At 71.0% G+C, this 26046-nt stretch carries 42 protein-coding genes and 1 tRNA gene; 38 read left to right on the forward strand and 5 right to left on the reverse strand.

The window, feature by feature from the left end; all coding sequences use genetic code 11:
• The first annotated feature begins 781 nt into the window (after positions 1-781).
• The 3 genes from ACLQ2T_RS24330 to ACLQ2T_RS24340 all read left to right on the forward strand — a co-directional run bounded on the left by ACLQ2T_RS24330 (position 782) and on the right by ACLQ2T_RS24340 (position 1918).
• Positions 782-1102 carry an ArsR/SmtB family transcription factor gene (locus ACLQ2T_RS24330; protein ID WP_425768683.1) on the forward strand — a complete coding sequence of 107 codons (321 nt, stop codon included), beginning with the start codon at positions 782-784 and terminating at the stop codon, positions 1100-1102.
• Entirely contained in the window at positions 1099-1581 is a 483-nt protein-coding gene (locus ACLQ2T_RS24335; RefSeq protein WP_425768684.1) for an SRPBCC family protein, read from the forward strand. The genes ACLQ2T_RS24330 and ACLQ2T_RS24335 overlap by 4 nt, the downstream gene beginning before the upstream one ends.
• 172 nt (positions 1582-1753) lie before the next feature.
• Positions 1754-1918 (forward strand): hypothetical protein, encoded by a 165-nt coding sequence (locus ACLQ2T_RS24340; RefSeq protein ID WP_425768685.1) that lies wholly within the window; start codon positions 1754-1756, stop codon positions 1916-1918.
• Positions 1919-1998: 80 nt separating this feature from the next.
• On the opposite strand, the gene ACLQ2T_RS24345 is transcribed toward ACLQ2T_RS24340, so the two are convergent.
• From ACLQ2T_RS24345 to ACLQ2T_RS24365, 5 genes are all read right to left on the reverse strand, one after another.
• Positions 1999-2074, reverse strand: a tRNA-Arg gene (locus ACLQ2T_RS24345).
• Between the two features lie 122 nt (positions 2075-2196).
• Complete coding sequence (locus ACLQ2T_RS24350) at positions 2197-3240, reverse strand: alpha/beta hydrolase (protein WP_425768805.1); 1044 nt, start codon at positions 3238-3240, stop codon at positions 2197-2199.
• Between the two features lie 106 nt (positions 3241-3346).
• Positions 3347-3766 carry an HPF/RaiA family ribosome-associated protein gene (locus ACLQ2T_RS24355; protein WP_425768686.1) on the reverse strand — a complete coding sequence of 140 codons (420 nt, stop codon included), beginning with the start codon at positions 3764-3766 and terminating at the stop codon, positions 3347-3349.
• A 376-nt stretch (positions 3767-4142) separates the two neighbouring features.
• On the reverse strand, positions 4143-5567 hold the full coding sequence (locus ACLQ2T_RS24360; RefSeq protein ID WP_425768687.1) for a recombinase family protein: 1425 nt from the start codon (positions 5565-5567) through the stop codon (positions 4143-4145).
• Positions 5567-5953, reverse strand: a complete 387-nt coding sequence (locus tag ACLQ2T_RS24365; protein ID WP_425768688.1) for a helix-turn-helix domain-containing protein — start codon at positions 5951-5953, stop codon at positions 5567-5569. The genes ACLQ2T_RS24360 and ACLQ2T_RS24365 overlap by 1 nt, the downstream gene beginning before the upstream one ends.
• A gap of 273 nt (positions 5954-6226) precedes the next feature.
• Here ACLQ2T_RS24365 and ACLQ2T_RS24370 point away from each other — a divergent pair, with 273 nt between their 5' ends.
• The 35 genes from ACLQ2T_RS24370 (at position 6227) to ACLQ2T_RS24540 (ending at position 26025) form a co-directional block, all read left to right on the forward strand.
• Positions 6227-6484, forward strand: coding sequence for a hypothetical protein (locus ACLQ2T_RS24370; protein ID WP_425768689.1), 258 nt, complete (start codon positions 6227-6229; stop codon positions 6482-6484).
• Positions 6481-6675 (forward strand): hypothetical protein, encoded by a 195-nt coding sequence (locus ACLQ2T_RS24375; protein WP_425768690.1) that lies wholly within the window; start codon positions 6481-6483, stop codon positions 6673-6675. The genes ACLQ2T_RS24370 and ACLQ2T_RS24375 overlap by 4 nt, the downstream gene beginning before the upstream one ends.
• A complete protein-coding gene (locus ACLQ2T_RS24380) occupies positions 6672-6896 on the forward strand; it encodes a hypothetical protein (RefSeq protein ID WP_425768691.1) in 225 nt (74 codons plus the stop codon). The genes ACLQ2T_RS24375 and ACLQ2T_RS24380 overlap by 4 nt, the downstream gene beginning before the upstream one ends.
• A 72-nt stretch (positions 6897-6968) precedes the next feature.
• Positions 6969-7553 carry a hypothetical protein gene (locus ACLQ2T_RS24385; protein WP_425768692.1) on the forward strand — a complete coding sequence of 195 codons (585 nt, stop codon included), beginning with the start codon at positions 6969-6971 and terminating at the stop codon, positions 7551-7553.
• Positions 7550-7804, forward strand: coding sequence for a hypothetical protein (locus tag ACLQ2T_RS24390; RefSeq protein WP_425768693.1), 255 nt, complete (start codon positions 7550-7552; stop codon positions 7802-7804). The genes ACLQ2T_RS24385 and ACLQ2T_RS24390 overlap by 4 nt, the downstream gene beginning before the upstream one ends.
• 1 nt (position 7805) lies before the next feature.
• Positions 7806-8069: a hypothetical protein gene (locus ACLQ2T_RS24395; RefSeq protein WP_425768694.1), complete on the forward strand. Its 264-nt coding sequence runs from the start codon at positions 7806-7808 to the stop codon at positions 8067-8069.
• Positions 8069-8254 carry a hypothetical protein gene (locus tag ACLQ2T_RS24400; protein ID WP_425768695.1) on the forward strand — a complete coding sequence of 62 codons (186 nt, stop codon included), beginning with the start codon at positions 8069-8071 and terminating at the stop codon, positions 8252-8254. Before ACLQ2T_RS24395 ends, ACLQ2T_RS24400 begins: the two co-directional genes overlap by 1 nt.
• A 93-nt stretch (positions 8255-8347) precedes the next feature.
• On the forward strand, positions 8348-8707 hold the full coding sequence (locus ACLQ2T_RS24405; protein ID WP_425768696.1) for a hypothetical protein: 360 nt from the start codon (positions 8348-8350) through the stop codon (positions 8705-8707).
• Positions 8704-8949, forward strand: coding sequence for a WhiB family transcriptional regulator (locus tag ACLQ2T_RS24410; protein ID WP_425768697.1), 246 nt, complete (start codon positions 8704-8706; stop codon positions 8947-8949). The genes ACLQ2T_RS24405 and ACLQ2T_RS24410 overlap by 4 nt, the downstream gene beginning before the upstream one ends.
• Positions 8946-9983, forward strand: coding sequence for a YqaJ viral recombinase family protein (locus tag ACLQ2T_RS24415; RefSeq protein WP_366650753.1), 1038 nt, complete (start codon positions 8946-8948; stop codon positions 9981-9983). The genes ACLQ2T_RS24410 and ACLQ2T_RS24415 overlap by 4 nt, the downstream gene beginning before the upstream one ends.
• A 5-nt stretch (positions 9984-9988) precedes the next feature.
• Positions 9989-10531: a hypothetical protein gene (locus ACLQ2T_RS24420; RefSeq protein WP_366650752.1), complete on the forward strand. Its 543-nt coding sequence runs from the start codon at positions 9989-9991 to the stop codon at positions 10529-10531.
• A 14-nt stretch (positions 10532-10545) separates the two neighbouring features.
• Positions 10546-11391 (forward strand): recombinase RecT, encoded by an 846-nt coding sequence (locus tag ACLQ2T_RS24425; RefSeq protein ID WP_425768698.1) that lies wholly within the window; start codon positions 10546-10548, stop codon positions 11389-11391.
• Positions 11388-11771: a hypothetical protein gene (locus ACLQ2T_RS24430; protein ID WP_425768699.1), complete on the forward strand. Its 384-nt coding sequence runs from the start codon at positions 11388-11390 to the stop codon at positions 11769-11771. The genes ACLQ2T_RS24425 and ACLQ2T_RS24430 overlap by 4 nt, the downstream gene beginning before the upstream one ends.
• Positions 11768-11941, forward strand: coding sequence for a hypothetical protein (locus ACLQ2T_RS24435; RefSeq protein ID WP_425768700.1), 174 nt, complete (start codon positions 11768-11770; stop codon positions 11939-11941). Before ACLQ2T_RS24430 ends, ACLQ2T_RS24435 begins: the two co-directional genes overlap by 4 nt.
• Complete coding sequence (locus ACLQ2T_RS24440) at positions 11938-12093, forward strand: hypothetical protein (protein ID WP_425768701.1); 156 nt, start codon at positions 11938-11940, stop codon at positions 12091-12093. Before ACLQ2T_RS24435 ends, ACLQ2T_RS24440 begins: the two co-directional genes overlap by 4 nt.
• A complete protein-coding gene (locus tag ACLQ2T_RS24445; protein WP_425768702.1) occupies positions 12090-12461 on the forward strand; it encodes a hypothetical protein in 372 nt (123 codons plus the stop codon). Before ACLQ2T_RS24440 ends, ACLQ2T_RS24445 begins: the two co-directional genes overlap by 4 nt.
• Before the next feature lie 289 nt (positions 12462-12750).
• Positions 12751-13944, forward strand: coding sequence for a hypothetical protein (locus tag ACLQ2T_RS24450; protein WP_425768703.1), 1194 nt, complete (start codon positions 12751-12753; stop codon positions 13942-13944).
• Positions 13941-14540, forward strand: a complete 600-nt coding sequence (locus tag ACLQ2T_RS24455) for a hypothetical protein (RefSeq protein WP_425768704.1) — start codon at positions 13941-13943, stop codon at positions 14538-14540. Before ACLQ2T_RS24450 ends, ACLQ2T_RS24455 begins: the two co-directional genes overlap by 4 nt.
• Positions 14540-14995 (forward strand): helix-turn-helix domain-containing protein, encoded by a 456-nt coding sequence (locus tag ACLQ2T_RS24460; RefSeq protein WP_425768705.1) that lies wholly within the window; start codon positions 14540-14542, stop codon positions 14993-14995. The genes ACLQ2T_RS24455 and ACLQ2T_RS24460 overlap by 1 nt, the downstream gene beginning before the upstream one ends.
• 12 nt (positions 14996-15007) lie before the next feature.
• A complete protein-coding gene (locus ACLQ2T_RS24465) occupies positions 15008-16024 on the forward strand; it encodes a hypothetical protein (RefSeq protein ID WP_425768706.1) in 1017 nt (338 codons plus the stop codon).
• 3 nt (positions 16025-16027) lie between these two features.
• The gene (locus ACLQ2T_RS24470; RefSeq protein WP_425768707.1) at positions 16028-16381 is read left to right on the forward strand and encodes a hypothetical protein; all 354 of its coding nucleotides are present in this window, start codon (positions 16028-16030) and stop codon (positions 16379-16381) included.
• Positions 16382-16390: 9 nt separating this feature from the next.
• A complete protein-coding gene (locus tag ACLQ2T_RS24475; RefSeq protein WP_425768708.1) occupies positions 16391-17038 on the forward strand; it encodes a hypothetical protein in 648 nt (215 codons plus the stop codon).
• Complete coding sequence (locus ACLQ2T_RS24480) at positions 17035-17280, forward strand: hypothetical protein (protein WP_425768709.1); 246 nt, start codon at positions 17035-17037, stop codon at positions 17278-17280. The genes ACLQ2T_RS24475 and ACLQ2T_RS24480 overlap by 4 nt, the downstream gene beginning before the upstream one ends.
• A gap of 18 nt (positions 17281-17298) precedes the next feature.
• The gene (locus ACLQ2T_RS24485; protein WP_425768710.1) at positions 17299-17604 is read left to right on the forward strand and encodes a hypothetical protein; all 306 of its coding nucleotides are present in this window, start codon (positions 17299-17301) and stop codon (positions 17602-17604) included.
• 60 nt (positions 17605-17664) lie between these two features.
• On the forward strand, positions 17665-17928 hold the full coding sequence (locus ACLQ2T_RS24490) for a hypothetical protein (RefSeq protein WP_425768711.1): 264 nt from the start codon (positions 17665-17667) through the stop codon (positions 17926-17928).
• Between the two features lie 161 nt (positions 17929-18089).
• Entirely contained in the window at positions 18090-18686 is a 597-nt protein-coding gene (locus tag ACLQ2T_RS24495; protein ID WP_425768712.1) for a recombinase family protein, read from the forward strand.
• Positions 18687-18748: 62 nt separating this feature from the next.
• Positions 18749-19282, forward strand: a complete 534-nt coding sequence (locus ACLQ2T_RS24500; RefSeq protein WP_425768713.1) for an endonuclease domain-containing protein — start codon at positions 18749-18751, stop codon at positions 19280-19282.
• 26 nt (positions 19283-19308) lie between these two features.
• A complete protein-coding gene (locus ACLQ2T_RS24505) occupies positions 19309-19539 on the forward strand; it encodes a hypothetical protein (RefSeq protein ID WP_425768714.1) in 231 nt (76 codons plus the stop codon).
• Entirely contained in the window at positions 19532-19924 is a 393-nt protein-coding gene (locus ACLQ2T_RS24510) for a DUF6221 family protein (RefSeq protein WP_425768715.1), read from the forward strand. The genes ACLQ2T_RS24505 and ACLQ2T_RS24510 overlap by 8 nt, the downstream gene beginning before the upstream one ends.
• On the forward strand, positions 19921-20262 hold the full coding sequence (locus tag ACLQ2T_RS24515; RefSeq protein WP_425768716.1) for a DUF6221 family protein: 342 nt from the start codon (positions 19921-19923) through the stop codon (positions 20260-20262). The genes ACLQ2T_RS24510 and ACLQ2T_RS24515 overlap by 4 nt, the downstream gene beginning before the upstream one ends.
• Positions 20259-20537, forward strand: coding sequence for a hypothetical protein (locus tag ACLQ2T_RS24520; RefSeq protein ID WP_425768717.1), 279 nt, complete (start codon positions 20259-20261; stop codon positions 20535-20537). The genes ACLQ2T_RS24515 and ACLQ2T_RS24520 overlap by 4 nt, the downstream gene beginning before the upstream one ends.
• Positions 20538-21349: 812 nt before the next feature.
• A complete protein-coding gene (locus ACLQ2T_RS24525; RefSeq protein WP_425768718.1) occupies positions 21350-21835 on the forward strand; it encodes a hypothetical protein in 486 nt (161 codons plus the stop codon).
• Positions 21819-23510 carry a hypothetical protein gene (locus tag ACLQ2T_RS24530; RefSeq protein ID WP_425768719.1) on the forward strand — a complete coding sequence of 564 codons (1692 nt, stop codon included), beginning with the start codon at positions 21819-21821 and terminating at the stop codon, positions 23508-23510. The genes ACLQ2T_RS24525 and ACLQ2T_RS24530 overlap by 17 nt, the downstream gene beginning before the upstream one ends.
• A 9-nt stretch (positions 23511-23519) precedes the next feature.
• Positions 23520-24971: a phage portal protein gene (locus ACLQ2T_RS24535; protein WP_425768806.1), complete on the forward strand. Its 1452-nt coding sequence runs from the start codon at positions 23520-23522 to the stop codon at positions 24969-24971.
• Entirely contained in the window at positions 24961-26025 is a 1065-nt protein-coding gene (locus ACLQ2T_RS24540; protein ID WP_425768720.1) for a hypothetical protein, read from the forward strand. Before ACLQ2T_RS24535 ends, ACLQ2T_RS24540 begins: the two co-directional genes overlap by 11 nt.
• The last annotated feature ends 21 nt before the right edge of the window (positions 26026-26046 follow it).

Below are 26046 nucleotides of genomic sequence, written 5' to 3' on the forward strand. Positions count from 1 at the left end.
AGACGATCACGCGGTGGCCGCGCCACCTCTACCCGCTCCCATCAGCGAAATCTCAAACGGCGGCTGCCGTACTAGCTGCGCAAACTGCTTTCCTGGTGCGCCTGATTTTCCGTGGTGGCCGGCATTTCGCACCACGAATAGCTCCACAGCTGGCCTGGTTGACGGGTTCGAGGCGTAGCAACGCTCTGTGAAGCTGGCCTTTGGTTGGGGCTGGTTCGGGCTGCTTGGCGTCGGCTGGGTGTCCGCAGTGTCGGGACACGCGATGTCGGGTGTCGGGCAGGGTGTCGGGTATCGATGCCGTCAAACTTCCTGTACATCTTCAAGGCGGCCCGCTTCGCAGGCCGCTCGCGCCGCCGACCAGGGGCCGACCCGAATGGGTCGCCGATCGGGGACCCCGCGCCCTTAGCGCAAGCGCACGGGCGTACCCCGAACGGTTGCAGCCCCGCCGGCGGCGCGACATACCAAGAAGCCCCGGGCCGCCATGAGGGATGGCAGTTCCGAGGTTCAGTTCGATCAGGCGCAAGGGCAGTGCCTCCGGCGGGGCCTCGGGATCTCTGAGATGGTGGGCCATCCCATCAACCCTCGTCCAGGCGAAGCCGAGCGGGAAGGCCCTGCCTGGTCAAGGTCGGTCAGACGTAGGGTGCTTTACCTTGCCCAGGCAGGGCCTTCCCGCTCCACGGTGTGTGGACGACGGTTGACGAGATGGCCGGACGGGGGCAAAGGGCGAGGGCGTTCAGTGATTCGCCTTGACGACCGCATCGGTAAGTCGTAGCTTTCGTTCGTGGTGACTTACGGAGTGCACCCGGGCTGGGAGGCGTTGGGCGATCCCAGCAGGCTCGCCATCGTCCAGCGCCTAGCCGAGCGGCCCCGCGCCGTGGGAGAGCTGGCGGACGAGCTGCCCATCAGTCGACCAGCCGTGTCGCAGCACCTCAAGGTGCTCAAGAGCGCGGGCCTGGTCGCTGACCAGGCAATGGGAACCCGCCGCGTCTACCGGCTCAGTCCGGTCGGGTTGGCCGCTCTACGGGACCAGCTCGACACCTTCTGGCGCCGGGCGCTGGACGGCTATCAAGACATCGTTGAAGAGACCGAGGAGAGTCCATGACGCAAGCAGCTACGGCGGTGGTCCGCCGACAGATCGTCGTCAACGCGCCGATCGAACAGGCCTTCACCGTGTTCACCGAGCGGTTCGGCGACTTCAAGCCACGCGAGCACAACCTGCTCCAGGTCCCGATCGCCGCGACCGTGTTCGAGCCCAAGGTCGGCGGGCACATCTACGACCGAGGTACCGACGGCAGCGAATGCCGGTGGGCGCGCATTCTCGCGTTCGAGCCGCCGACTCGGGTCGTCTTTAGCTGGGACATCGGACCGACCTGGCAAGTCGAAGCTGACCCGGACCTCACCAGCGAGGTCGAAGTCCTATTCGTTGCCGAGACTCCAGACCAGACCCGGATCGAGCTAGAACACCGGCACCTTGACCGGCACGGCCCTGGCTGGGAGTCGGTCCGAGACGGAGTCGACAGCGACACTGGGTGGCCCCTCTACCTCAGCCGCTACCTCTCCCTCTTTGGTGGCGACAGCTAACGGCGCGACCAGGCCGGCGCAGGAGTGCAGCAGGGAAATGCAGCAGCCGACGGCCGGGTGCTGGCCTGAATGGCGAGAATGGCAGAAATCCTGGCCCCACAGGATTTCTGCCATTGCGGCCATTTAGACCAGCGGCTCACGCGGGTCTGCGGTCTGCCCTCGCGGTCAGGGCGTGGATGGTGCCACGTTCCTGCTCGTATCGGATGCTTCGCCCTGGACGGTGATGAAGGTGCTCGGTCACAGCCAGATCGGGTTGACGATGAACACCTACGCCCACGTCCTGCCGGAGATCGAGCGGGCCGCCGTTGACGAGGCCGCGAAGCATCTCTTCGGATGACTTGGCTGTACGAATGGCTGTACGGGGGACGTGGTGACCGTTCCGGCGGGAAGCGGGAAGCCGCTGAACTGGTGCGATGGTGGTGCGCCCGGCAGGATTCGAACCTGCGGCCTTGGGATTAGAAGTCCCCTGCTCTATCCGCTGAGCTACGGGCGCGCCGTGATATCGCGCGAGAAGGGTACCGCCGCCCCGGCCCCGCGTGGCGGAATGGGTGGCCGGGTCAGCGTCGCACGCGTCGGGGTGTCGTGCATTCGGTTACTCGGGGCTGTCGGCCGTGTTCAGGGCGTCGCGTCGGCCTGCGCGGGCTCGCCCACGGTTTCGTCGTCAAGGGTGGCGCGGCGGGGGTCGGGCGCGGCGGGGTGGGTGGGGGTCGGTCCGGCGCCCAGGAAGGCGTCGGCCCAGCGTCCGACCTCGGCGAAGACCTTTTCGCGTACGGCGGGGCCGGAGAGGGTCAGGTCGTGCAGGCCGCCGTCGAAGCGGGCCAGGGTGACGTGCGGGCCTAGGCGGGGGGCCCAGCGGACCATGTGTTCCACGTCGAGTACGGCGTCGGCCAGGGTTGCCGACTCGTGCCACTTGGTGCTGCGGAAGGAACGGGTGGAGCAGGCGAGCAGCACCGGCACCTGGATGTCGAGTCCGGCCCGCAGGCGGCGTTGACCGGTGCGGACGGCGTTGACCCAGCCGGCCCGCACGGGGAACCCGGCCAGCGGCTTCCAGGCCAGGTCGTACCGCCATTCGCCGCGATGGTCGGCGTGGAGGCTCTCGCCGTACACGGTGCCCAGGCTGAACGGGAGGATGCGCTGCGGCGCCCGGCGGCCCAGGCGCGCGACGGCGGCCGCGAGGGGTCTACGCACCAGCCAGGGGGCGTTGAGGTCGAAGAAGGGGCTGTTGAGGACGATGCCGTCGACCAGGCCGGCGTCGCGGCGGTCGTGCGCCCAGAGCGAGATGATCAGGCCGCCGGTGGAGTGGCCCATGGTCAGCAGGGTGTCGTGCCCGTCCTCATTGCGGATGATCTCGGCAGCGGCGTCCAGTTCGGGGAAGTAGTCGCCGAGGTCGCGGCAGAAGTTGGGGGTCTGGTACGGCAGCAGGCTGCGGCCGTACTTGCGCAGGTCGAGGGCGTAGAAGTCCCAACCTCGGGCGGCGAAGAAGTCCGCCACATGGGTCTGGAAGAAGTAGTCGACGAAGCCGTGCACGTACAGCACGGCCCGCCGGCTCGGGCTCTCGGCCCGGCGGCGGACCAGGGTGGCGACCACCCGGCCCTCATCGTCGTTGCCCAGGTCGATGACGTGCCGCTCGTACGGCGGTCCCAGCAGATCCGGTTCCACATCGCCGACGGTACGCCGCCCCACCTACCGGGTGGTAGCCCCGTCCGCCCACGGCTGACGGACGGGGCTCACCTCGGGTTTCCGAAAGGCGCCGGGGTGACCGCCCTCACCTCTCGTCGGTCGTCGTCCCCGCCTCGATCAATCCCTCGCCCTCGACCGGGGTGTCCGGTCCCGGCGGGGTGGTGACCCGCAGGTGTTTGTTGTTGCGCGGCTCCTGCCGGGTCTTGGCGTCGTTGAGCTTGCGGCGCAGGTCGTCGCGGACGTCGTGGAGCGCGGCGCGCAGGTCCTCCTCCGAGGAGGTGGTGACGATCTTCTCGCGGCCCGCGATCCGGCACTCCAGGGTGACCCGCTGGCCCCGCGCCTCCCGGTTCTTGATCGACAGCTCCAGGTCGGTGGCGTCGGCGTGGAAGCCGGCCAGCCGGGCGTCGAGGGTGGCGAACTGTTCGGCGATCCAGTCCCGGTCGGCCTGCGAGAAGCCGGCGTTGAGCCGCAGGCACTGCGCCACGGTGGCCGGGTTGGCGGTCATCGCCGCACCTCACCGGGGACGCGGGTGCAACGGCTGATGGTCATCCTCATGATCGCTGACCTTTCGTTCGACGTCGCGGTCGGGGAGATCCCTACCCCGTCGAGAGTCATCCGGAACGTTGGTAGGTCTCGATCATTGCCCGGTCGGGCGGGCGGCTGACAGGGCCGGGGGGCCTACCACACCGGGACCTTGATCAGGCGTTTGTCCACAGGGGCCGTGGCTGTCCACAGATCCTCCGTACGGGGCTGACCGACGGCGGACGGCGGCGCAGGCTCGGTGGCGAGTCGGCTCACGCAGGTGAGCCCCGAACCCCGGTGGAGGGGCGATGTTCGATACCTATGTCACCATCGTGGGGGATCACAAAGCTCCATAACCGCTACCAGCGGAAACGCACCCTCACGCGCTGCTCCTCAGGCTGCCGCCAACGCTCCGCCGGCCGCACCACCACCGCATCCACCACGGAACGTAACGCCCGGCCGCGCTCCCGCATCGTCATGTCCGGCCACAGCCCCATCAGCTGATCCACCATCGCCGCCTCGTCGACCGGGTCCGGCGCGTCCACCGCCGGCGCCAGCCGGGCCAGCTCAGCCACTGCCGTCGCCTCGGCCCGGCGCAGCTCGCCGAGCGCCTCGGCGTACACCTCGTCAGGCAGCTGGTTGCGCGCGTGGCTGACCGCCAGCCGCGTCATCGCCGACCGCGCATCAGCCAGGTCACGCTCCAGGCGCTCCCGGTCCGCCCTACTCGCGTCGACCCGGGCCATCCGGGACGCCCGCGCCCCCGCGTCGGTACGCAGCAGGGCCGCGTACTCCGTCACCTGCCGCAGCGCCTCCGCCTCAACCCGGGCGATCAGCGGGCGGCCCACCCCCGGGCAGTCGCCGCCTTTCGTGTCGCCCCGCCCGTGGCCGCAGACGAGCCGCTCGCCCTGCCGCTGGAGCTTGTGGCCACGTGGACACTCGACCAGGCCGACGAGCGCCCATCCGGCCGCCAGAGCCCTCGGCGGGGTGCCGGCCTCTTCGGCCAGCCGCTGCTGCACCCGCTCCCACGTTTCCGGGTCGGTGAGCGCGTCATGCTCGCCGGGCAGCACGTCGCCGCCGATGACCACCTTCCCGAGATAGACGGGATTGCGGAGCATCTTCTTCACATTCGCGGTGACCATCACGGTGCCCCTGACCCCGGCCAGGTAGTCGGTCACCTCTCCGATCGGCTCCCCGGCCGCGTACCGCCGGTACGCCTCGGTGATCGCCGGACCGATCACCGGATCGGGCACCAGCCGCTTGTCGCGCCTGATGTAGCCCAGAGGGCGACCGTGATGCTGGCCCAGCTCGGCGCGACGTTGGATCGCCCCCGACCAGCCGCGGCCAATCTCGTCCGAGCGGTACTCGGCGATGGCCAGCATGTTGGTCAGCATCAGCCGGCCGGACGGGGTGGACGTGTCGACCTGCTCGCTGGCGGACAGGATGGTGACGCCCTGGTCGGCCAGCTCGGCAAGGAACGTCAGAGATTCGCGGACGTTGCGGCCGAGGCGGGACACGTCGAATACGGCGAGGGCGTCGAGTTGCCGGGCGGCGGCCATGCGGCGGATGCGGTCGATGCCCTCGCGGCTGAAATGGCGGCCGCTGACGTCGATGTCGTCGATGACGGCGACCTCGGTCATGCCGTGGGTGGCGCGGCGCATCGCCGCCAGCTGCACCTCGGGCGAGTGGAAATCGTCGCCGCCGCGTCCCATGAGCGCGGAGACGCGGCGGTAGAGGACGACGCGGGTGGGCCGGTCGGGTACGGCGGTGAGTCGGCGGCGGGGCATCAGCTGGCGGCGCGACCCTCGCCACGCTCGGCCTGGTCGGCGAGGTCGGCCAGGTACTTCAGGGTGGCGCGGATCGTGGCCCGCTCTGCCTCACTCGCGTCGGGCGAGGCGAGGCGGCGCAGGATGATCCGCAGGTCTGAGTCGAGGGCGTCGCCGCGCTGCGCTCCACCGGCGGCGGCCAGGGCGTGGGCCTCGTCGTCACCCAGAGCCTTGGCGATGGCCTTGACGCTGGCGACCGTCACCCCGTCGCCCTTCATCCACCCGAAGATCGTGGACTTGTTGATGCCGGCTTCGCGGGCGAGGCGGGCGACACTCCAGCCGGGGCGCTTGGTCATGCGCCGGAGGTAGCTGGCCCAGTCCTCGACTGGCATCGGATCGTCGCCCATAGGCGCACGGTAGGCGCTCAGCCAGCGGCAACGGTAGTTTGGCGGCCGTTGCTCTTTGGCGACGGTTGAGATCACCTTTCGCCGTCTCCTGATCCAGTCGGCTTCCTTGGCGTTCACCCGCTGAGGCATCGATGACGTTCCCTTCGTGGCGTTGTCTGCTGGCAACGATAAGGCATCCGCACGGTCCAGCGGCACCCATCCCTTCAGCTGATATCGGCGACTTTTCCCGTCAGGTGTTGCGTTGCCTTTAGGCGACGGTCTACGGTCAGCAGCATGGAAGCGACGGAAAAGAGCGATGCACCGTTGCCCAAGGGCGACGGGATCCGACTTCGCATTGAGGTGTACGACGCACTCGCTGAGAAGAAGGGACTGACGTCGGTCACCAGCCAGGCCCAGCGCCACGGCATTGGCCGCCCCCACATGTCGCTGATCCGCGCTGGCCGCAAGGGCGTCAGCCTGCCGCTGGCCATGCGGATGGCGAACGATCTGGAAACCACCGTTGAGGCGCTGTTTGGGCGGGTGGCGGCATGACTCACCCGCCGTCCGCTCCGGCACCGCCGCCCCGGCCCGCCGGTCCCAAGGTCCCGCAGGTTCAGCCGATCGACCCCGACAGCGACGCCGGGCGGGCCGCAGCGGCCGAGATGTCGCAGACGCTCGCCGAGATCCAGGTCGCCATCTGGCGGCGCAAGGCTGCCGCGAGCGCAAGCGAGGTAGCCGCATGACCACGACATCCCGACTGCCTGACCCGGGCCAGCCGCCAGCGCCGATCCAGCCGGACCCGGAGGCACCCAAGCCCCGCCGCCTGGTCGCCGCCGTGGTGGCCGACGCCCACACCCACCCCGCCGGCCGTGCCGCCCTCGCCGCCATCTGGCCGGGCCTGCTCATCGCCACCGCCGGCCTGTGGCAGCTCCAGCGGGAGCTGCACCGCAACCCGCTCACCTGAGCAAACGAGCCCCCGACCGCACCACCGGCCGAGGGCTCCACCCGGACAACCCACGTCAAGCAAGGAGTCCAGATGCACCAGCAGCCTACCTACACCGTCACCTTCGACCCGATGGCCGGCGTCGGACCGCTGGCCGTCTCGGCCGACCAGATGGACGAGCAGATCCACCGGGCGTTCCTCGCCGCCGAGGCGGTGGACGTTGACGACGAGTTCAGCGTGGCGATCGACATCCCGGCGGGCACGGTGGTGGTGCGCGCCGACGGCGACGTGATCGAGCACGGCACCGTGGTGCCGAAGTCGGACTACTGGCTGACCCTCGCCGACGACCTGCGGGCCGCCGCCGACAAGGTCGCCACCCTCGCCGGCACCGAGTGCAAGCCGCCGTGGGCCAACCTCAGCATCCAGATGGCCGACCCGGGCAGCCAGGACCTGGCCGCCATCGGGCGCGTCGACACCATCGCGGCCGCGTTCGGGGTGACGGCGTCGACCCGCAAGTCCGCCGGCGGCTTCTACGAGCACGGGGCCAGCGTGAGGCAGGGCCTCCTGCGGGTCGAGGCGTACGGGTACATCCCGGAGCCGGAGGACCCGGAGAAGGCCGCGCTGCGGGCCCGGATCGCCGAGCTGGAGGCGCAGCAGTCCACCGGTGGTGCGGCATGACGTCGCCGTGGCCGAACCCGCCGCAGATCCCGCCGGGTGGCCCCACCGCCTGGCCCGCCACCAGCACCGCCGAGCCGATCACCGTGCCGGACCTGCCGTGCGGACACCTGCCCGGCGACGTCCATGACGACCAGTGCGCCTTCTGGTGGGGCGTCGCGGGCGGTGAGTACGCCGACCCGGTGATCACCCTGCCGCCGCACGCGCCCGGCCTGACCCCGCTCACCGACCCGGCGCTGCGGGAGGTGGCCTGAGATGCCCCGGCCGAGCGTCCACAACCCGATCACCAAGTCGTACGCCATCGACCAGATCGAGGACATCGAGCAGCTGCGCAAGGTGGCCCACCGCATGTGGGAGGCGTTCCTGGCCTCACACGCCCAGTCCGCGCACCTGATCAACGCGCTGCTGGACGGCCAGTGCGAGAAGTGCCTCGACGCCATGACCGGCGACCGGGAGACCGGCTGCGCCGAGTGGCAGGAGTGGCAGCGCAAGGTCTCCGACGGCTTCGGGAGCGTGTGATGGAGATCCTCACCCTCGCCGCCGGACTCCTCGCCGGCATCCCCCTCGGTGCCCTCGCCGACCGCCGGCACCTGCGCGCCTGGATCGCCTCCGTGCGTGCCGCCGACATCGCCACCACCGGACAGCACCGGCAGCAGGTGCTGGCCGAGTGGCAGCGACGCCTGCGGGTGGTGCGCCATGGCTGACCGGCCCCGCGACATCCGCCACGCACTGCTCATCGGCCTACCCCTCGGCGTCGCTGGCTGGCTGCTGGCCGCCCTGATCGTCTGGAGCCTCGCATGACCGCCACGACCGTGCTGCGCCGGCTCACCGGCCGCACCACCCAGCCCGCCGCCGAGTACATCGGCCGGCACCGCGCCGACACCGTCACCGAAGTCGCCGCCACCCACGGCCTCACGCCCGCCGCCTACCAGACCCACACCCACACCACCGAGCACGTGCCCGCCGGGCCGGGTGACGCCACCGGTCTCCTCGACGCCGCCGCGATCCGCAGCACCAGCCAGTGGACCGTCCCCGCACCCGACGGGGCCCGGGTGGCGGTGCTCGCCGAGATGCGCGACCAGCTCGACGACCCGGACCCGGCCCTGACCGCCGTCGACCAGATCTTCACCACCGTCATGGAAGGGGAGGAGCGGTGAGCGGCTGGCAGGAGCTCGGCCTCTGCAACCAGACCGACCCGGAGAGCTTCTACCCGGAGAAGGGCGCATCGGCGGCACCCGCCAAGCGCATCTGCGCGGGCTGCGAGGTGCGCGTCGAGTGCCTGGAGTACGCCCTCGACCGCCGGGAGCCGTACGGCATCTGGGGCGGAAAGACCGAGGGTGAGCGCCGCAAGATCCTGCGCTCCGCCACCGCCACGACCGGCGGGCAGGTGGCGGCATGAGCGCCGTCGAGCTGCTGCCCGCCGACCAGGCCCGGCCGGGCAACCCGGAGTGGCACAAGCTTCGTCGTGAGGGCATCTCGGCGTCGGAGATCGCCGCCGTCCTCGGCCTCAGCCCGTGGGACTCGCCGTTCAGCTTGTACTGGCGCAAGGTCAACGGCTGGGACACGCCCGACAACGAGTACATGTCCAACGGCCGCCGCGTCGAACCGGTGGTGGCCGAGTGGTGGGCCGACGAGAACGACCCGCACGAGAACCTCGCCGTCGTCCGGGCCGGCCTGTACGCCCACCCGGAGCGACCGTGGCAGCTTGCCACCCCCGACCGGCTGATCTACCAGGCGTGCCCCGGATGCGATGGCTCGGGCATCATCCTCGACCCTGCGATCGGGGAAGGGATGTGCTGGGACTGCCGCGACCGAGACGACACACCCCTGGCCGTCCTGGAGTGCAAGTGGACCGGGTCGTGGGACGGCTGGGGCGACCCGGGCACCGACGACATCCCCGTCTACTACCGCGCCCAACTCCTCTGGCAGATCGACGTCCTCGGCGTCGACGAGGGACACCTCGCCATGCTCGGGCCGGGTGGGTTCCGGGCGTACGGGCCGATCCGCCGCGACGAGAAAGACCTCACCGTCATGCGGGAAGCCGCCCGCCGGCTGCTGGCCCGCATCGACGCCGGAGACCCGCCGGACGTCGACGAGCACTCCGCGACCCTCGCCACCGTCAAGCGGCTGCACCCCGACCTGGTCGACGACGAGGCGGAGATCAGTGCGGCGACGGCCGCCGGCTACCGGCGGGCCCGCGCCTTGAAGAAGGCCGCCGAGCGGCTGTGTGCCTCGTTCGAGGCCCGGCTGCGCACCGAGATGGGTGCGGCCCGGGTGGCCGTCCACGACGGCGTGAAGGTCGCTTCCCGCTCGATCTACGACACGACCCGCATCGACACGACCCGCCTCCGTGCCGATCACCCGGAGGTCGCCGAGGCGTACGCCGCGACGTCCACCACCGACCGCCTCACGCCCGCCCGAGCCAAGAAGTAGGAGCCATGGGACTCGACATCACCGCCTACAGCAACCTCAAGCACGTCGGCAAGCACGAGAAGGACCCCGCTAGGAACGAGGGAGAGCCCGGCGGCCTCAACGACTGGTGCTACTACGACGAGCACGTTCAGGCGTTCGCCTACGACTCGTTCCCGCAGTCGTTCCGAGGCATTCCCATCCTCGGCGCGAAGACGTCCGGCGGTGCCCGCTTCATCGAGGGCGGCTGCTACGAGATCACCGCCGAGACCGAGCGCCACGGATTCCGGGCCGGCTCGTACGGCGGCTACAACCAGTGGCGCGCCGACCTCCAGGAGCAGTTCAACCCGGAGCGCCACCCGGACGGCCCGTTCTACGAGCTGATCTGGTTCGCCGACAACGAGGGCTCCATCGGCCCCGACGCCGCCCGCGATCTGCTCGCCGACTTCGAGCAGCACGCCGCCGCGTACCGCAGCCCCGAGAGCTGGGGCCAGTACGGCCACGAGAAGTACGCCGACTGGACCCGCGCCTTCCGTCTCGCCGCCAACAGCGGCCTCGTCCGCTTCCACTGATCGGAGCCCCACCGATGACCCAGACCGTCAGCAACGCCGTCGCCCAGCGAGACAAGCTGTACGGACTCGTCGAGTCCTACAAGGACACCTACGAGGGCATCCTGCCCTCGCACATGACTGCCGAGGCGTTCGTTCGTCTCGCCCAGGGCGTCCTGCGCCGCAACGACGACCTCGCCCACGCGGCCATGTCCAACCCCCTGTCGCTCACCGCCGCACTGCTCGACTGCGCCCGGCTCGGCCACGAACCCGGCACCCCCGCCTACTACCTGGTCGCCATCAAGGGCTCGATCGAGGGATGGGAGGGCTACCGGGGCGTCATCGAACGCATCTACCGGGCCGGTGCCGTCCAGTCGGTGCGTGCCGCGGTCGTCCGCCAAAAGGACTTCTACGACTACGAAGAGGGCATGCCCCGGCCGGTCCACCGGTTCGAGCGGTTCGCCAGCGCAGAACAGCGCGGCCGCCTCGTCGGGGTGTACGCGTTCGCCGAGATGCGCGGCGGCGGTATCTCCCGCGTGGTCGAGATGGGCCGCGACGAGGTGATGCGGCACAAGGAGATGAACCGCAGCTCCGACCGCGCGGACTCCCCCTGGCAGAAGTGGGAGGAGTCGATGTGGCTGAAGTGCGCCGCCCACGAGCTGGAGAAGTGGGTGCCGTCGAGCTCCGAGTATCGGCGGGAGGAGCTGCGCGCCCAGGCCGCCGCCGAACGCGCCGCCGGTGCCCCGGCATCAGGCAGCCCCATCCCACCGCAGCGCGGCGACGTGCTCGACGGCGTGCTGGTCGACGTTCCCGGCCCCGACGCCGCTGGTGGCTTCGCCGAGGACGAGTGGCCGGAGACGGCACAGCCGGGCGGTGACCGGTGAGCCGCGACCAGGGTGCCGCCACCGGCGGTCAACCACGGGAGCCCCGCCGCTGCGTCTGCGGACGGATGGAGACCTTCCACCCGGTTCGGCCCGACGGCAGCCGCGGCGGGTTCCCGGCCGTCGGCTGCAAGCGGTTCGAGCCGGCGAGCGCCGCGCTCGCCCTGGTCCCCGGGGTCGGCATCGCGCCGGCCCCGGCCGGGCCGCCGACGAGGCACGTCGACCTCGACGCCATCGGTGACCGCTACACCGACCTGCTGGAGGCCCGAGCCCGCGGCGACGAGCACACCGCCGGTCTGCTGGCTCAGGCGTGCGCCGATGACGTGCCGCTGCTCCGTGACGAGATCCACCGCCTCACCGTCGCCCTGGGGCGGCCCCGGTGAGCCCCCACCTGTACCGGCCTGACCCGGACGTGCCGGGCGACCCGCTCACCACCGACGCCGAGCCGCCGTGCCGGTGCGGTCGCCCCAAGCCCAACCAGGCCCACGACACCGCCGAACAGGACGCGGCCCAGGCCGAACACCTCCGCCGCATCGGAGAGGACGACCGGTGACTCGCCCGGCCGAGCGCATCGACGCCGAGCTGGTCCGCGCACTCGTCGCCGAGCGGTTCGGTCCGGTCGACGACACCGTCCGCGAGCTGCACCCGACCCGCAAGACACCCGCCCGCCCCGTACCTGCACCCAAGGAGACCCGAGCAGCATGAACACCGCCGACACCATCCGCGAAGCCGCCCGTCTCATCCGTGAGCGCGCCGAAGCCGCATCGCCCGGCCCCTACTTCACCACCGGCAAGTCCGCCCGCTACGGCGGTCTCGTCGCCACCCCCTCCGACGGTCACCCCGAAGACCAGGGCTACGACGGCCACCTAATCGGCGAGTCCATGTCCGAGGCCAACCTGGCCCACCTCGGAGGCTGGCCGCCGGCCGTTGCCCTGGCCGTCGCCGCCTGGCTGGAGACCGAAGCCCGCATGGCCGAGAAGCGGGACAACAGCCCCGAGGGCCACACCTTCCACGCCCTGAACGTCGCCCGCGCCTACCTCGCCCGGACCGGCGATCACCACATCGCCGCCTGACGCCGGTGGGCCGGGTCAACCCGGCCCGGCCCACCACCCCTGAGCAGCAGTTACGACCCATCGGAAGAGGCACGGCGGTGATCGAACGAATGTGCGGATCGGGTATGATCAGGGCACAACTGAAGACGGCCCGGACGGTGCTGGTAACACCGCAACCCGGGCCTGTGACCCCATCCGTAGCCGCTAAGCCACACGGAAGGAGCCCTGGCCACATGATGCCATGGGCCGGCCGCGCCGTTGTGCGCGCCGTTCTCCCCGTGCCCGCCGCCACCCTCGGAGGTGGCCGCTAATGGCACGCTCCGAAGCACGACTCTCCGTCAGCATCTGGACGGACCCCGACTTCCTCGCGCTCGCCCCCGACGCGCAGCGCATGTTCATGTTCCTCATCAGCCAGCCCGACCTGGCCCACGACGGCGTGATCGCCCTCCGCGAACGCCGCTGGTCCAAGTCCGCCGCCGGCCTCACCCGCACCGACGTCGAGAAGGCCCTACTCGACCTCGCAGCCGCCCGCTTCGTCGTCATCGACGAAGACGCCGAGGAACTGCTCATCCGCTCGTTCATCCGCCGCGACAAGGTGTACCGCCAGCCCAACGTCCTGCGTGCCGCACAGGACCACCTCGAGGTGGTGACGAGCCCGATCGTCCGGGCCGCCATCGGGGTGGAGTTGCGCCGCATCGCCAACTCCGAAGACCTGAAGGGCGAAGCGGTCCGGATCGTCGCCGAGATGCTCGACGCCATCGGGAACCCTTCCGGGAACCCTTCCCCGGACCCTTCAGCGAACCCCGCCAGCGGGGGTCAGGCCGAGAGCGACGAAGGGTCGCCGAACCCTCCCGGCGAGGCCCCGGACAGGTCGCGCAGCCCGGAAGACGCCTCGACCGGTGAAACGCCCGCCGAACCGCGAGAATCGGCCGTATCCGCAGCTCAGAACCCCTCCGGTAAGGGTTCGGCGAAGGGTTCCGAGAACCCTAGCGCCGCCACTCCCGGGGAACGGGGAGTAGTTACGGCCGTAAGTAGTGGTTCCCCGTTCCCCGATTCCCCGGGCCCCGTACCCCCTCCGTCCGCTGCGCGGCCGGGCGAGGACGACGCCGTCGACGGCGAGATCGTCGACACCCCCCGGACCCTCGCACTCGTCGCCGACGAGCCCGGACCGGAGAACGCCGGACACATCACCAAGCAGTGGATCGACCACTGCACCGCCAACCAGGTGAAGCTCACCGACACGATCATCAAGCGGTACGCCGCCGGCATCGCCAAAGCCCTCAAGCAGGACTTCCCGCCCGCGCTCATCAAGGCCGCGCTCGGCCAGATGCTCACCGACCGCGTCGCCAGCCGGCCCGCCCTGCTCGACAACTACCTGGTGCGCGCCCAACAGGGCCCCGAACTACCGCCCCGCCGCGCCACCCGCACCGAAGCATCCATCGCCCGCAACGGCACCAGCAGCAACGCCGCACTCATCCGCGACGCACTCACGAGGCCCGCATGAACTACGAAGAGGCCCAAGCCCTCACCGCGATCATCTTCACCGCCTACGACCGCGAAAAGCCCGACGGCATCGACGAAGTGTGGTTCGCCGCCATGCAAGACGTGCCATTCGACCTCGCCCGCGCCGCCGCCATCCAGATGATTCAACGCTCCACCTTCCTGCCCAAGGTCGCCGAGATCCGCGCCCGCGCCGCCGAACTCAACCGGGAACGACGCCGGGCACTCCGCGAAGCCGAAGAGCAGAAAGCCATCGAGGCGTACGCGGCCAACGCCGGCCCGCTCCGTGACCGGTCCGCCGACATCCAGGCCCTCGTCGGCCAGGTCCGCACGGTCATCCCCGAGGGCGACCGCGAAGCGCTCATGCCGCGCGCCGTCGCCTGGGAACGTGAGCACCGCCAGCACCAGCGCCAGGCCGACGCCGAACCCAACCCGGCGTACGACCCCGCCATGCAGCCGGTCGCCGAGTGGAACGCCGGGAAGGCCAAGCAGCCCGCCGGTGCCTGGTGGGAAGACGCCGAGGCCCGCGAACGGCACTCCAAGACCCTGCTCGCCGAGGCTGGCCGGTTGCGCCCGACCAGCGGCGAGGAAGCCGCCTGATGTCCGCCCGCCGCAACGACCGCGCCCAAGCCGAACGGCTGACCCTCGGCCGCCAGATCCGCGCCCACCGCATCGCCCGCGGCCTCACCCAACCCGACATCCAGCAACGCGTCGGCACCGGCAAAGCCCAGATGTACGCCATCGAGCACGCCAGCAGCGACGTGCTCACCGGCACGCTCATCGACGTCGCCGCCGCCGTCGGCCTCGAGGTGGCGCTAGCCGGCGAGCACCACCTGCCGCTGCTCGACCTGACCGCCGCTGAGGTCGCCGCCCTGATCCACGCCGCAGCCGCACACGCCGACCAGTGGGCCACCGACGGCGAGGCGTCCGGGCTGCCCGCCGACCAACCCGACCCGCACCTGCTGTCCGCCCTCGCCAAAACCGCCCTGGACGCCGACACCTACCCCGGCAGCTACCCGCTCGGCCTGTGCCAGCCCGCCGACCCGACCGCCTGAACGGAGACGACCATGACCACCGAGCAGATCCGCCCCGACGCGCTCGCCGCCACCGACCGGGACCGCTACGCCGCCATCCTCCACGCGACCGCCGAAACCCTCGGCATCCACGTGCCGTCCGAACTCGCCGCCGCGCCCACCCTGCCCCCGGCGCCGCCGTCCGACCTGGACGCCGTCCCCGCCGCCGCAGCCGACTGGATCGCCCGAGCCGGCCGCCTCGACCGCATGTGCACCGACCTCCAACGTGCCCTCGACGGACTCCGCAACGACCACCGCAGCGCACTCCGCGCCAACCGCGAGCTGACCGCCGTCAACGCCGGACTCCGGCAGCAGCGCGGCGACCACCTCGACGCACTCTCCGTCATCCGCGACAGCCTGGAGCGCATCGACCGGGCCATGGCCGGCCTCGACACCGGCGGCACCGCCCAGACCACCACCCTCCCCACCGGCTGGCACATCACCCGCGGCACCGGACCCTCCGACCTGGAGAACGGCTGCCCCTGCCCCAAGGCCGCGTGCGGCGCCGTCGACACCGAGCACACCAACCCGACCTGCGACCAGCACCCGCCGTCGAAGGCCCGCACCATGCGGCACATGCACCGTGCCGACCAGTGCCCGGCCACCGCCCCGGTTCCGCCCGCGCCCGCACAGGAGATCCGGCCCGCCGACTGGGAGCAGCAGGCCATCGACGCCGTCCAGGCCGCCCTCGCCGACGCGTGGGGCCACCTCACCGAGGACCCCGTCCACACCGAGCAGATCGCCATCACCGCCGTGCGTGCCGTCATCGACGCCGGACTCGCCGGGGCCGGTGGACGCTGCCGCCAGTGCGGGCAGACGTTCCCGCGCACCCTGCCCGCCGACCAGGACCCGCTGTGCTGGACGTGCGAGACCGAGCAGCAGGACGGGCTGCCCGAGGTGCTCGCCGTCGCCAGCTCGGTGGAGCTGACCCTCGACGGAGCGCGCCCGGACGGCGGCGGCGCCATGCGGTGGACGCCACCCAAGCCGACCGCCGAGCAGACGGAGGGCTGACCGGTGACCACCACCCAGCTCGCCCTCGACGTCCGCGCCACCGAACGCATCATCGGTGCCCGCCACACCCTCACCGCAGAGCAGCACCAGCGCGGCTGGATCACCCTCCCCCGCCCCCTCGCCGACTTCACCCCGCCCGGCACCGTCATCCCCGCCTGGCTGTGCTGCATGTGCGGCGGCGTCGAAATCAACAGCTACGGCGTCGAGCGCCACCACGGCTGCTGCGACCCGCGCACCGTCAACATGCCCTGCGAGCGCCGCGACCAGTGGCCCGGCTGGTCGCTCGACTTCGACGCGCACTGGACACCACACCGCCCGGCGAGCCGCCGGACTGCCACCACCCGCCTCGCCGCCTGAGGGAGCACCGTGACCCCGCACCACCTCGCCGCCACCGCCGCCGCCGACACCCTCCGCGACTCCCTCGCCGCCCTGGAGCTGCAAGCCCTGGAGGCAGTCCGCACCGCCCTCGTCGGCACCAGCAGCATCCGCGACGCAGGGCTCCGCAGCCCCATCTGGGGCGGGCGTCACGCCCTCGGCGGCCACGGCGACCCCACCGCCAACCTCGCGCTGGGTGCGTGGGCACCCGGCGGACCCGACCCACACGCCACCCTCCTCGGCGACATCCTCCGCCAGCTCGACCCGGCCGCCGCCCACCTGCCCGGCGCGCCCGGCATGGACCCGCTGACCCGCATACGGCAGGCCATCCCGGTCATGAGCGTCCTGGCCGCTACGCGCACCGCCCAGGCGCTGGAGCACCTCGACGGGGTGGTCCGCCGGCGTCTGGGTGCGCCGTCGCCGTGGCGGCACCTGAGCGGCCAGGAGTGCCCCGCCTGCCGGGGCAGGTTGTTGTTCGAGCTGGCCTGCGCGCCGGGGGATCGGCCGGTGGTGTGCCGCGACGACTGCCGCTGCGTCGGCCCCGGCTGCGGATGCGGGATGCCCGGCGCGGTGGAGGGGGCCCCGCACATCTGGCGGCGTGCAGACGTCATCGGCGCGGTCGCGGGAGGTACCCGGTGAGCGCGCTCGATCCGGACGCTCTCTACGTCGCGATCGACCGGCAGCGCCGTCGCCGCCGGATGCAGTGGCGGACCGTCGCCGCCGAGGCGGGCGTCAGCGCGTCCACCTTGACCCGCATCGGCCAAGGCCACCGACCCGACGCCAATGGCCTTGTGCGGCTGCTGCTGTGGCTCGGCACCACCGACCTTGCCCCGTTCATCAGCGGCGCGGTCGCGGGGGCCACGCCGACCCAGACCAGCTAACCCGAGAGGACCCGCACCATGAAGCACACGACCACCGGCCCCGTCGACATCTACCCGGTTGGCGTACTCGCCTGCCTGCTGCGGGTGCGTCGCGCCATCGCCACCCGCCGACCGGACCTGATCCGCTGGGCGCTCATCGACCTGCGGGTGACGGCCCGAACCCTGGCATGGCGTATCCGAAAGGGCGACTGGCGGGCGGTCAAGAGCGCGTTCAATGGCTACCTCGCCGAGCCGAACCCGTTTCCCGACCACATGAGCCGCTGCGGCTCTGGCTGGACGAAGCGTCGGGCGATGCGGAGTCTCCGCCGTCACGGCTACCGCTGACCTGTTCCCGGCCCGGGGTGTGCACGCGCCCCGGGCCACCGACTCGAGAGGACCGACCTGATGAAGCGAGTCACCACCGGCCAGCCGCGCCCCGTACGAGGATTCCGCACCGGCCCGGCACCCGACCCGAACGGCAGTCGCGCCCAACGTCGGCTCGCCGCCAAGCGCGGCACCCCGCACCTCCGTGACGCCGCCACGCTCTGCCTCGCCGTGTTCCCGGCGCCCGGTGAACCGCTGGTGTGCAAACTGCCCGCCGGTCACCTCGACGCCGGGCAGAAGCACAAGGACGGCTGCACCTCATGGGGGCACCCGACCCAACCCTGATGCCACCAGAAGTCTCGTTCTCGGCCTGTGCCACTTCGTTGGATGTGGCACAGGCACGGACAGCGATACCGGCGACACGCCCTGACCGGCCACCCGCTGTGCCACAAGTCGTGCCAGAATAGATGGACCACAATAGAGTCACAGAACAGGATTGAGACACAGTGAGCGGACCACCCCCCGGCATGGAACTCGGCTACGCCCGGGTCTCCACCACCAAGCAACACCTCGACCGGCAGATCGACGCCCTTGAGAAAGCCGGCATCCCCGTCGATCGGATCTACGTCGACAAGCGCACCGGCGCCACCGTCGACCGCGACGGACTCAAGAAGCTGCTCGCCTACGTCCGGCCCGGCGACACCATCGTCGTCTACACCCTCGACCGGCTCGGCCGGAACCTGCGTGAAGTGCTCAACCTCGTGCACGACCTCAACGACCGGGGCGTCGGCGTCCGCTCCCTGGCCGACCCGATGCCCATCGACACCAACGCCACCGGCATGGGCCGCATCGCGTTCCTGCTGCTGGCGCTCATCGCCGAGATGGAGCGCGTCTTCACCGCCGAACGCGCCGCGCACGCCCGCGCCGTCGCCCAGGCCCAAGGCCGCCAGGTCGGCCGCCCGATGGCACACCCGCCGGAGCGCATCGAGTACGCCCGACTTCTCCACGCCCAGGGCAACAGCCTGTCTCAGATCGTGGCGAAGACCGGAATTCCGAAGTCCTCCGTACGCCGCTACCTGGCCACCGCCGAGGCCCCGAAGTGACCACCCGGGCAACCTGCGGGCGCGCGACCCGGAAGGGTGGTCGTTGCAGCGCACCCCCGACCATGAGCCAGAGCGTGTGCGCCCAGCATCTGACCGCCGAGGAGCGCGCCGACTATGACCGGCATCGAGCACAGTCCACACCGTTCGACCAGGCGTGGACCGACCCGGTAGAGCCGGCATGCTGGCGATGGCCGGTACTCGACGTTGCCGCGCTACTCGACATCGCCTGCGATGGGTTCGCCGAGGCGACCCGGGCTCTCATCCTGAGCGCACCGACCGGTGCGCTCGCCGTACGGACCTGGCAAGAAGACCTCTGTGCCCTCTGCGGCCGCCACGACGGCCAGGGCCTGGTGCTCGACCATGACCACGCCACCACGCTGATCCGGGGCTACCTCTGCCGGTCCTGCAACGTTCGCGAGGCCCACACGGGCGGCGTCTTCGACCTGTACCGGCAGCGCAACCCCGCCACGATCCTCGGCGTTCGCGAGCAGTACTGGAACGACGTCGCCGAAGTGCTCAACCCGCAGTCGCTTCTACCCACCCCGCCACCGACGGACCGGTGGCGGAAGAACCCGGCCGCCGGCATCGGCCTGTGACTCGACCAGTGAGGGAGAATCGACTCATGCCCGACTTCGCCAACTGGCCGACATGGGCCACGACGGTCGCCGCCGTCCTCATCGTCCTGCTCGCCGCCCCCGCCGTCCGATGGGTGGCGGGCCGCCTCATCGCCCGGTCCATCGCCCGGACGCAGCGGTACGTGCTCCGCCGAGACGGTGCCGACGGGCAGCCTGTCGTGGACGCCCTGGAGCGGATGCGGCAGACCATCCTCGGGCGGCAGGTGACCCGTGGCTGACGACCTGATCTCCGCCCTGATCGCCTGGCTGCGGCAGCAGCTCGACGACGACGAGCGCATCGCCACCGCCGCCCGCCAAGCCGCACCCGGCACCTGGGCCGGAATGCACCGCGACGTCCACGCCATCGACCCGCAGGCAGGCTCCACCAGCCACGTCCTCACCGCCGACACCGGCGCCCTCGCCGTGCACGCCGCCCGCCACCACCCCGACCGGGTACTGCGGGACGTGGCCGCGAACCGGCGCATCCTCGACCTGTACGACGTGTCCACCGACGAGCAGCTCAGCCCCGACGGGTGGGAGCTGATGAAGCACACGGTGCGGGCGTTGGCGTTGACGTACGCGGACCGACCGGGCTACCTCGACGAGTGGCGGGTGACAGCATGAACGACCTGGTGACGTGGCTGCGAGCCCAGCTCGACGAGGACGAGGAGCGCACCCGGGAGCTGCTCTACTGGACGCAGCAAACCATCCTCGCGCTGAAGGAGCCGAAACTGCTCGGGAAGTACATCCCGGGCTGGCACGACTGGCCGAAGGTTGAGCGGCTGTGCCGTGAACGGCTCGCCGAGGTGGACGCCAAGCGGCGCATCCTCGACGACGCCGCCGGATACATCGCGGACGGCATGGAGGCGGCCACGGACGGGCTGGCTGGCCGCGTGGTGGCGTACCTCGCCCTGCCGTACGCCGACCGGCCCGGCTACCGCGACGAGTGGCGGCCCGAGTGATTCACCACGACGGGCACGACTACGGCCAGGCCGCCGACATCGCCGCCGCCCTCGGCACAGACATCGACGCCGCCCGGGTCCGTGACTGGGCGCGCCGCTCCCGCAAGGCGGGCGACAAGCTCCACGGGATGCTGCCCGGCCGCCACATTCCAGGCCAGGGGCGCGGAACCACCTGGTATCGGCTCACCGACGCCGCCCGCGTAGAACGCGCTACACGGCTCGAACGACGTGGCCGGCAGCGTGCCGGGCGGGTCGAGTTGACGCACGCCGCCTGACCGTACGATCATGTTTCACACATCCACTGAGCAGGTGGACTATGCCCACAGCCCCGGACGGTCGATCTCAGATCCCGCCGGGCTGTTGTGCGTCCAGGGTCGGGACGCGGTGGTGGGGAAAGCGGGCAGGCTGGCTGAGGCGACCAGCCTGCCCGCACACCCAGCAGGAGGTGGCCATGCCCCGAGCGCTCAAGACCTGCCCGGCACCAGGATGCCCCGCACTGGTCGCCACCGGCCGCTGCACCACCCACGCCCGCCAAGCCGACCAGGCACGCGGCACCAGACAGCAACGCGGCTACGGGTCAGAACACGAACGGGAACGCCGCCGATGGCAACCCCAGGTGGACGCCGGGCAGGTCGACTGCCACGCCACCACCTGCGTCATGCCCACCAGGCGCATCCAACCCGGGCAGCCCTGGGACCTAGACCACACGGACGACCGCAGCGGATACCGCGGCCCGGCCCATGCACCATGCAACCGAGGCTGGCGACGCGACCGCGCATGACCCCGACGCCCGCAGGGCGGGCCACCGCCGCCACCAGCACCCGTCGCCCACGACCCGAGCCAGCGTGCGCGCCGACGCAGCAGCGAACGGATCGGCGAGACGCGACGACAAGCGCGACGGACCCGACCCCCGACCGGGCGGATGTGACTCTGCGTCACCGGGGGTGGGGGGTGACCCCCCGCCAAGCCCCTGACCAGGACCGCCGGGGAGGTGGCTCTCTGGTCCGGCGGGTTCAAAACTTCGGGCCGTCACGCGATGTGACGACCGCCCCGATGTCGCGCGATGCGGCTGAGGAGATGATCAGTGATGGCGAGTGGTGGTGCGCGTACCCGGTCGGGTCCTCCGCCGGATCCGAATGCGCTGCGCCGGGACCGTAAGTCCGATGGCGAGTGGACGGTGTTGCCGGTCGAGGGCCGGGCGGGCGATCCGCCGGCGTGGCCGCTGGTCGACCACGAGGATGCCGGGTGGGCTGACCGTGAGCTGGAGTTGTGGCGGACGTTGTGGCGCAAGCCGCAGGCGGTGATGTGGGAGCGGCTCGGCCAGGAGCTGGAGGTCGCGCAGTACGTGCGGCGGCTGGTCGAGGTGGAGCAGCCTGGGGCGCGGGCGAATCTGCACACGTTGGTGCGGCAGCTCGGTGACGCCCTGGGGCTGACGATCCCCGGCATGCACACGCACCGGTGGCGGATCGCTGAGGCAACCGAGGTGAAGCGGCCGGCAGCGAAGAAGGCGGCGGCGCCGGCCCGGAAGGCGGCAAGGGACCGCTTCCAGGTCATCAATGGCTCGGCGGGCTGAGCCGGAGCCGCTCGGCCAGTTCGTCATCGACTTCCCTGCCCTGTTCGTCACGGTCGACTGGATCGAGGCGCATTGCGTCGTCCCGGACGGCTTCAAGCGCGGCCAGCCGTTCGAGATGTACGACTGGCAGGCGTTCTGCACCCTGAACCACTACCGGGTCCGTCCGGATGCCGAGTGGATCCCGGAGGATCCGCTGCTGGGTACCGCGTTCCACTACCGCCGCAGCCAGGTCATCGCGCCGCAGAAGATGGGCAAGGGCCCGTGGTCGGCGACGGGGATCAGCGTCGAGGCGGTGGGCCCGTCGGTGTTCGCGGGCTGGGCGGGGCGGGGTGACGGGTGGGCGTGTTCGGATCACGGCTGCGGGTGTGGCTGGGAGTACGAGTACGCGCCGGGTGAGCCGATGGCGATGCGGCATCCGTCGCCGCTGATCCAGATCACGGCGTTCGCCGAGGATCAGACGGACAACATCTACCGGCCGCTGAAGGCGATGATCCGGCAGGGCCCGCTCGGTGATCTGCTGCGGGTGGGTGAGGAGTTCACCCGCATCGTGGACCGCGAGGACGGCCGGATCGATGTGGTGACGTCGTCGGCGCAGGCGCGGCTCGGTAACCCGATCTCGTATGCGGCGCAGGACGAGACGGGCATCTGGACCCGGCAGAACAAGATGATCGGGGTCGCGGACACACAGCGGCGCGGTCTGGCCGGCATGAAGGGCCGCTCGCAGGAGACGACGAACGCGTTCGATCCGACGCAGCAGTCGCAGGCGCAGCTGACCTACCAGTCGAAGCGCCCGGACATCTTCAAGTTCCACCGGCCGCCGCCGAAGCATCTGAAGTATGAGCGGAAGGCGGACCGGCGGAAGATCCACGCTGCGGTGTATGCGGGGGCCCGGCACATCAAGCTGGAGTCGATCGAGTCCGAGGCTGAGGAGCTGATCGAGAAGGGCGACCTCGCCCAGGCGGAACGGTTCTTCGGTAATCGGATGGCTGCGGGTGCCGGCAAGTTCATGGACGCGGACCTGTGGAAGGCCCGCAAGAGGGTTCGTGAGGTGCCGGACGGTACGCCGATCGTGCTCGGGTTCGACGGCTCGGACCTGGACGACTGGACCGGGTTTCGGGCGGAGACGCAGGACGGCTTCCAGTTCACGCCGCTGTACGGGCCGGACGGGGCGAAGCTGCCGACGGTGTGGAATCCGGCGGAGTGGGGCGGTCAGGTGCCGCGTCAGGAGGTCAAGGCGGCTCTGGCTGAGCTGATGCGCCGGTTTGTGGTGGTCCGCGCGTACATGGATCCGCCGTACTGGTCGACGGAGGTCGACGAGTGGGCGGCCGAGTACGGGGAGAAGCGGGTGATCCGCTGGTACACGTCGCGGCCGTTGCAGATGCAGGCCGCCGCGGACCGGCTGCACACGGATGTGACGAAGAAGGATTCCTCGTTCGCTCACGACGGGTGCCTGGTCACGCAGGCGCATATCGAGGCGACGCACAAGGAGCCGCGGCCGGGGAAGCGGTACAAGCTGGCCAAGCCGGAGGACGGCCGGAAGATCGACATGACGATCGTGTCGATCCTGGCCCACGAGGCGGCCGGCGATGTGACGGCGGCCGGGTTGTGGCCCCCGCCGGCGGCCAGCAACAAGATGGTCGTCTTCCGGAGCAGGGCCCGAGCGGGAAGGAGGTAGGCGGTGGCGATGACCCCGGAGGAGACCGTCTCCTACCTCGACGCGAAGCTGCTGAAGGCGCAGCGGCATCTGCGGAAGCTGGACGCCTACTACGAGGGCGAGCAGCCGCTGCGCTTCCTGGCCCTGGAGCTGAAGCAGGAGTTCGGGGAGCGTCTGGCGGAGATGGTCATCAACTGGCCGGAGATGGTCGCTGACGCCTACGAGGCCCGTCTGGACCTGACTGGGTTCCGTTTCCCCGGGAGCACCTCGAACGGGGTGGATGTCGACGAGGCGGACGCCGACGTGTGGGGCATCTGGCAGGACAACGACATGGACCGCCAGGCCCCGCAGGCGCATCTGGAGTCCATCGCCCTGGGTCGCGCGTACGCGATCGTCGGTGCCCGGGGTGCGCTTGTTCAGGGCCCGCCGGGGGCCGATGGTGACGCCGATGATCCGTTCGACGAGGACACCGATTCGCCGCTGATCACGGTGGAGCATCCGACGCAGTGCATCACCGAGCAGGATCCGCGCACCCGACAGCCTGTGTCGGCGCTCAAGCGGTGGAAGGACGCTGATGGGGTGCAGCGGGCCACGCTGTACCTGCCGGACTCGACCCGCCACTTCGTGCGGGCCCGCCGCTGGGTGGAGCAGGACCGCGACGAGCACCGCCTGGGCGTGGTGCCGGTGGTGCCGCTGGTCAACCGAGGTCGGCTACTCAAGCACGACGGGCGCAGTGAGTTCGCCTCGGTGATTCCGATTGCGGACGCGGCCAACAAGATGGCCACGGACATGATGGTGTCCGGCGAGTTCCACGCGATGCCGCGCCGCTGGGCGATGGGCATGGCCCGGGAAGACTTCGAGGACGAGGACGGCAACGAGATCTCGCCGTTCGAGCAGATCGCGGGCCGGATCTGGGCGCATCCGAAGAAGCCAGGCGAGGTGGCGGTCGGGCAGTTCCCCGAGTCGGATCTGGCCGTCTTTCACAACACGATCCGGGTGCTGGCGCAGCTTGCCGCGCAGCTTGCGGCCCTGCCGCCGCACTACATGAGCTTCACGACGGACAACCCGGCCAGCGCGGACGCCATCCGCTCCAGTGAGGCGCAGATGGTGAAGCGGGTGGAGCGTAAGCAGACCGGTCTGGGTGCGGACTGGCGGCGGGTGATGGCGATCGCGCTGCGGATCCGTGACGGTGAGGGCTGGGACAAGCGGGCCCGCCGGATGAAGGTGGTGTGGCGGGACGCGTCCACGCCGACGGTCGCGCAGGCCGCCGACGCGGCGGTGAAGAAGCGCCAGCAGGGCATCACGACGCTGCGGCAGACCCGCATCGACCTCGGCTACTCGCCGGAGGAGATCCGGCGCATGGAGGAAGAGGACGACCTGGAGGCGGCCCGCGACCCGGTGCGGCAGATCGCCGCCGAGCTGGCCGCTGACCGTCCGGTGACGCCGCCGGCTGAGGAGCCGGAGACGGCCGGTGTCGGTTGAGCAGGTCGCTCAGGCCCACTACCGGCATCGTCGGCGGCTCGTGGACGCCTTGGCGACGGTGGCGCGGCTGCTGTGGCTGCGCGTCGACCCGGACAACATCGCCCGGTCGTGGACTGGTCTGCTGGCCGAGCTGGTGCCGCTGACCAACGCGGCGCAGCTGGCCGCGGCCCGGTCAGCCGACGGGTATCTCGACGAGGTGCTCGACGCGCAGCGCATCGACCCGGCCCGCGAGGGCCGTCTGGTGCCGGCCGGGGTGGCGGGGGTGGCGTCGGACGGCAGGCCGCTGGCGTCGCTGCTGTACGAGCCGGCCGTTGGCACGCTGGTGGCGATCCGCGACGGGGCGACGGTAGAGCGGGCGCTCGCTGGCGGGTACGCGGCTCTGGACACGATGGTGCGTACGCAGGTGGCGGATGCGGGCCGTGTGGCCGACCAGACGGCGCTGGTGGCCCGGCGTCGGGCCACCGGGTACGTGCGGATGGTGGTGGGCCGTACCTGCGGCCGGTGCGTGGTCCTGGCGGGCCGGCACTACGGCTGGAATGCAGGGTTTGACCGGCACCCGCACTGCGACTGCATCCACGTTCCGGCTGCGGACGACACCGCCGACGATGTGCGGACGAACCCGCGGGCATGGTTCGACAGCCTCAGTGCGGCCGAGCAGGACAAGCAGTTCACCAAGGCCGGTGCTGAGGCGATCCGGCTCGGTGCGGACATCTCGCAGGTGGTCAACGCCCGGCGCGGCGCGTTCGGGCTGACGCCGGCCGGTGCCCGGATCACCGCTGACGAGGCGCGGATGCTACGTGGCGGCCGTGAGCTTGGCCGCCTGGAGGCGGTCGACGTGTTCGGTCGGCAGTTGTTCGTCACCAGTGAAGGGGTGACGACCCGCGGGCAGGCCGGTGTCCGGCTGGGCGCTCGCGAGTCCGGGGAGAAGCAGGACGGGGGCCGGTATCGGTCGGCTCGCCCGCCGCGGCTCATGCCCGAGTCGATCCTGGCGATCGCTGGCGGCAACCGGAATGAGGCGGTCCGCCTGCTCAGGCGGTTCGGATACATCACCTGACCAGGGCGCGATGCCCGGTCC

The sequence above is a fragment of the Micromonospora sp. DT229 genome (assembly GCF_049844505.1).
Classification (GTDB): domain Bacteria; phylum Actinomycetota; class Actinomycetes; order Mycobacteriales; family Micromonosporaceae; genus Micromonospora.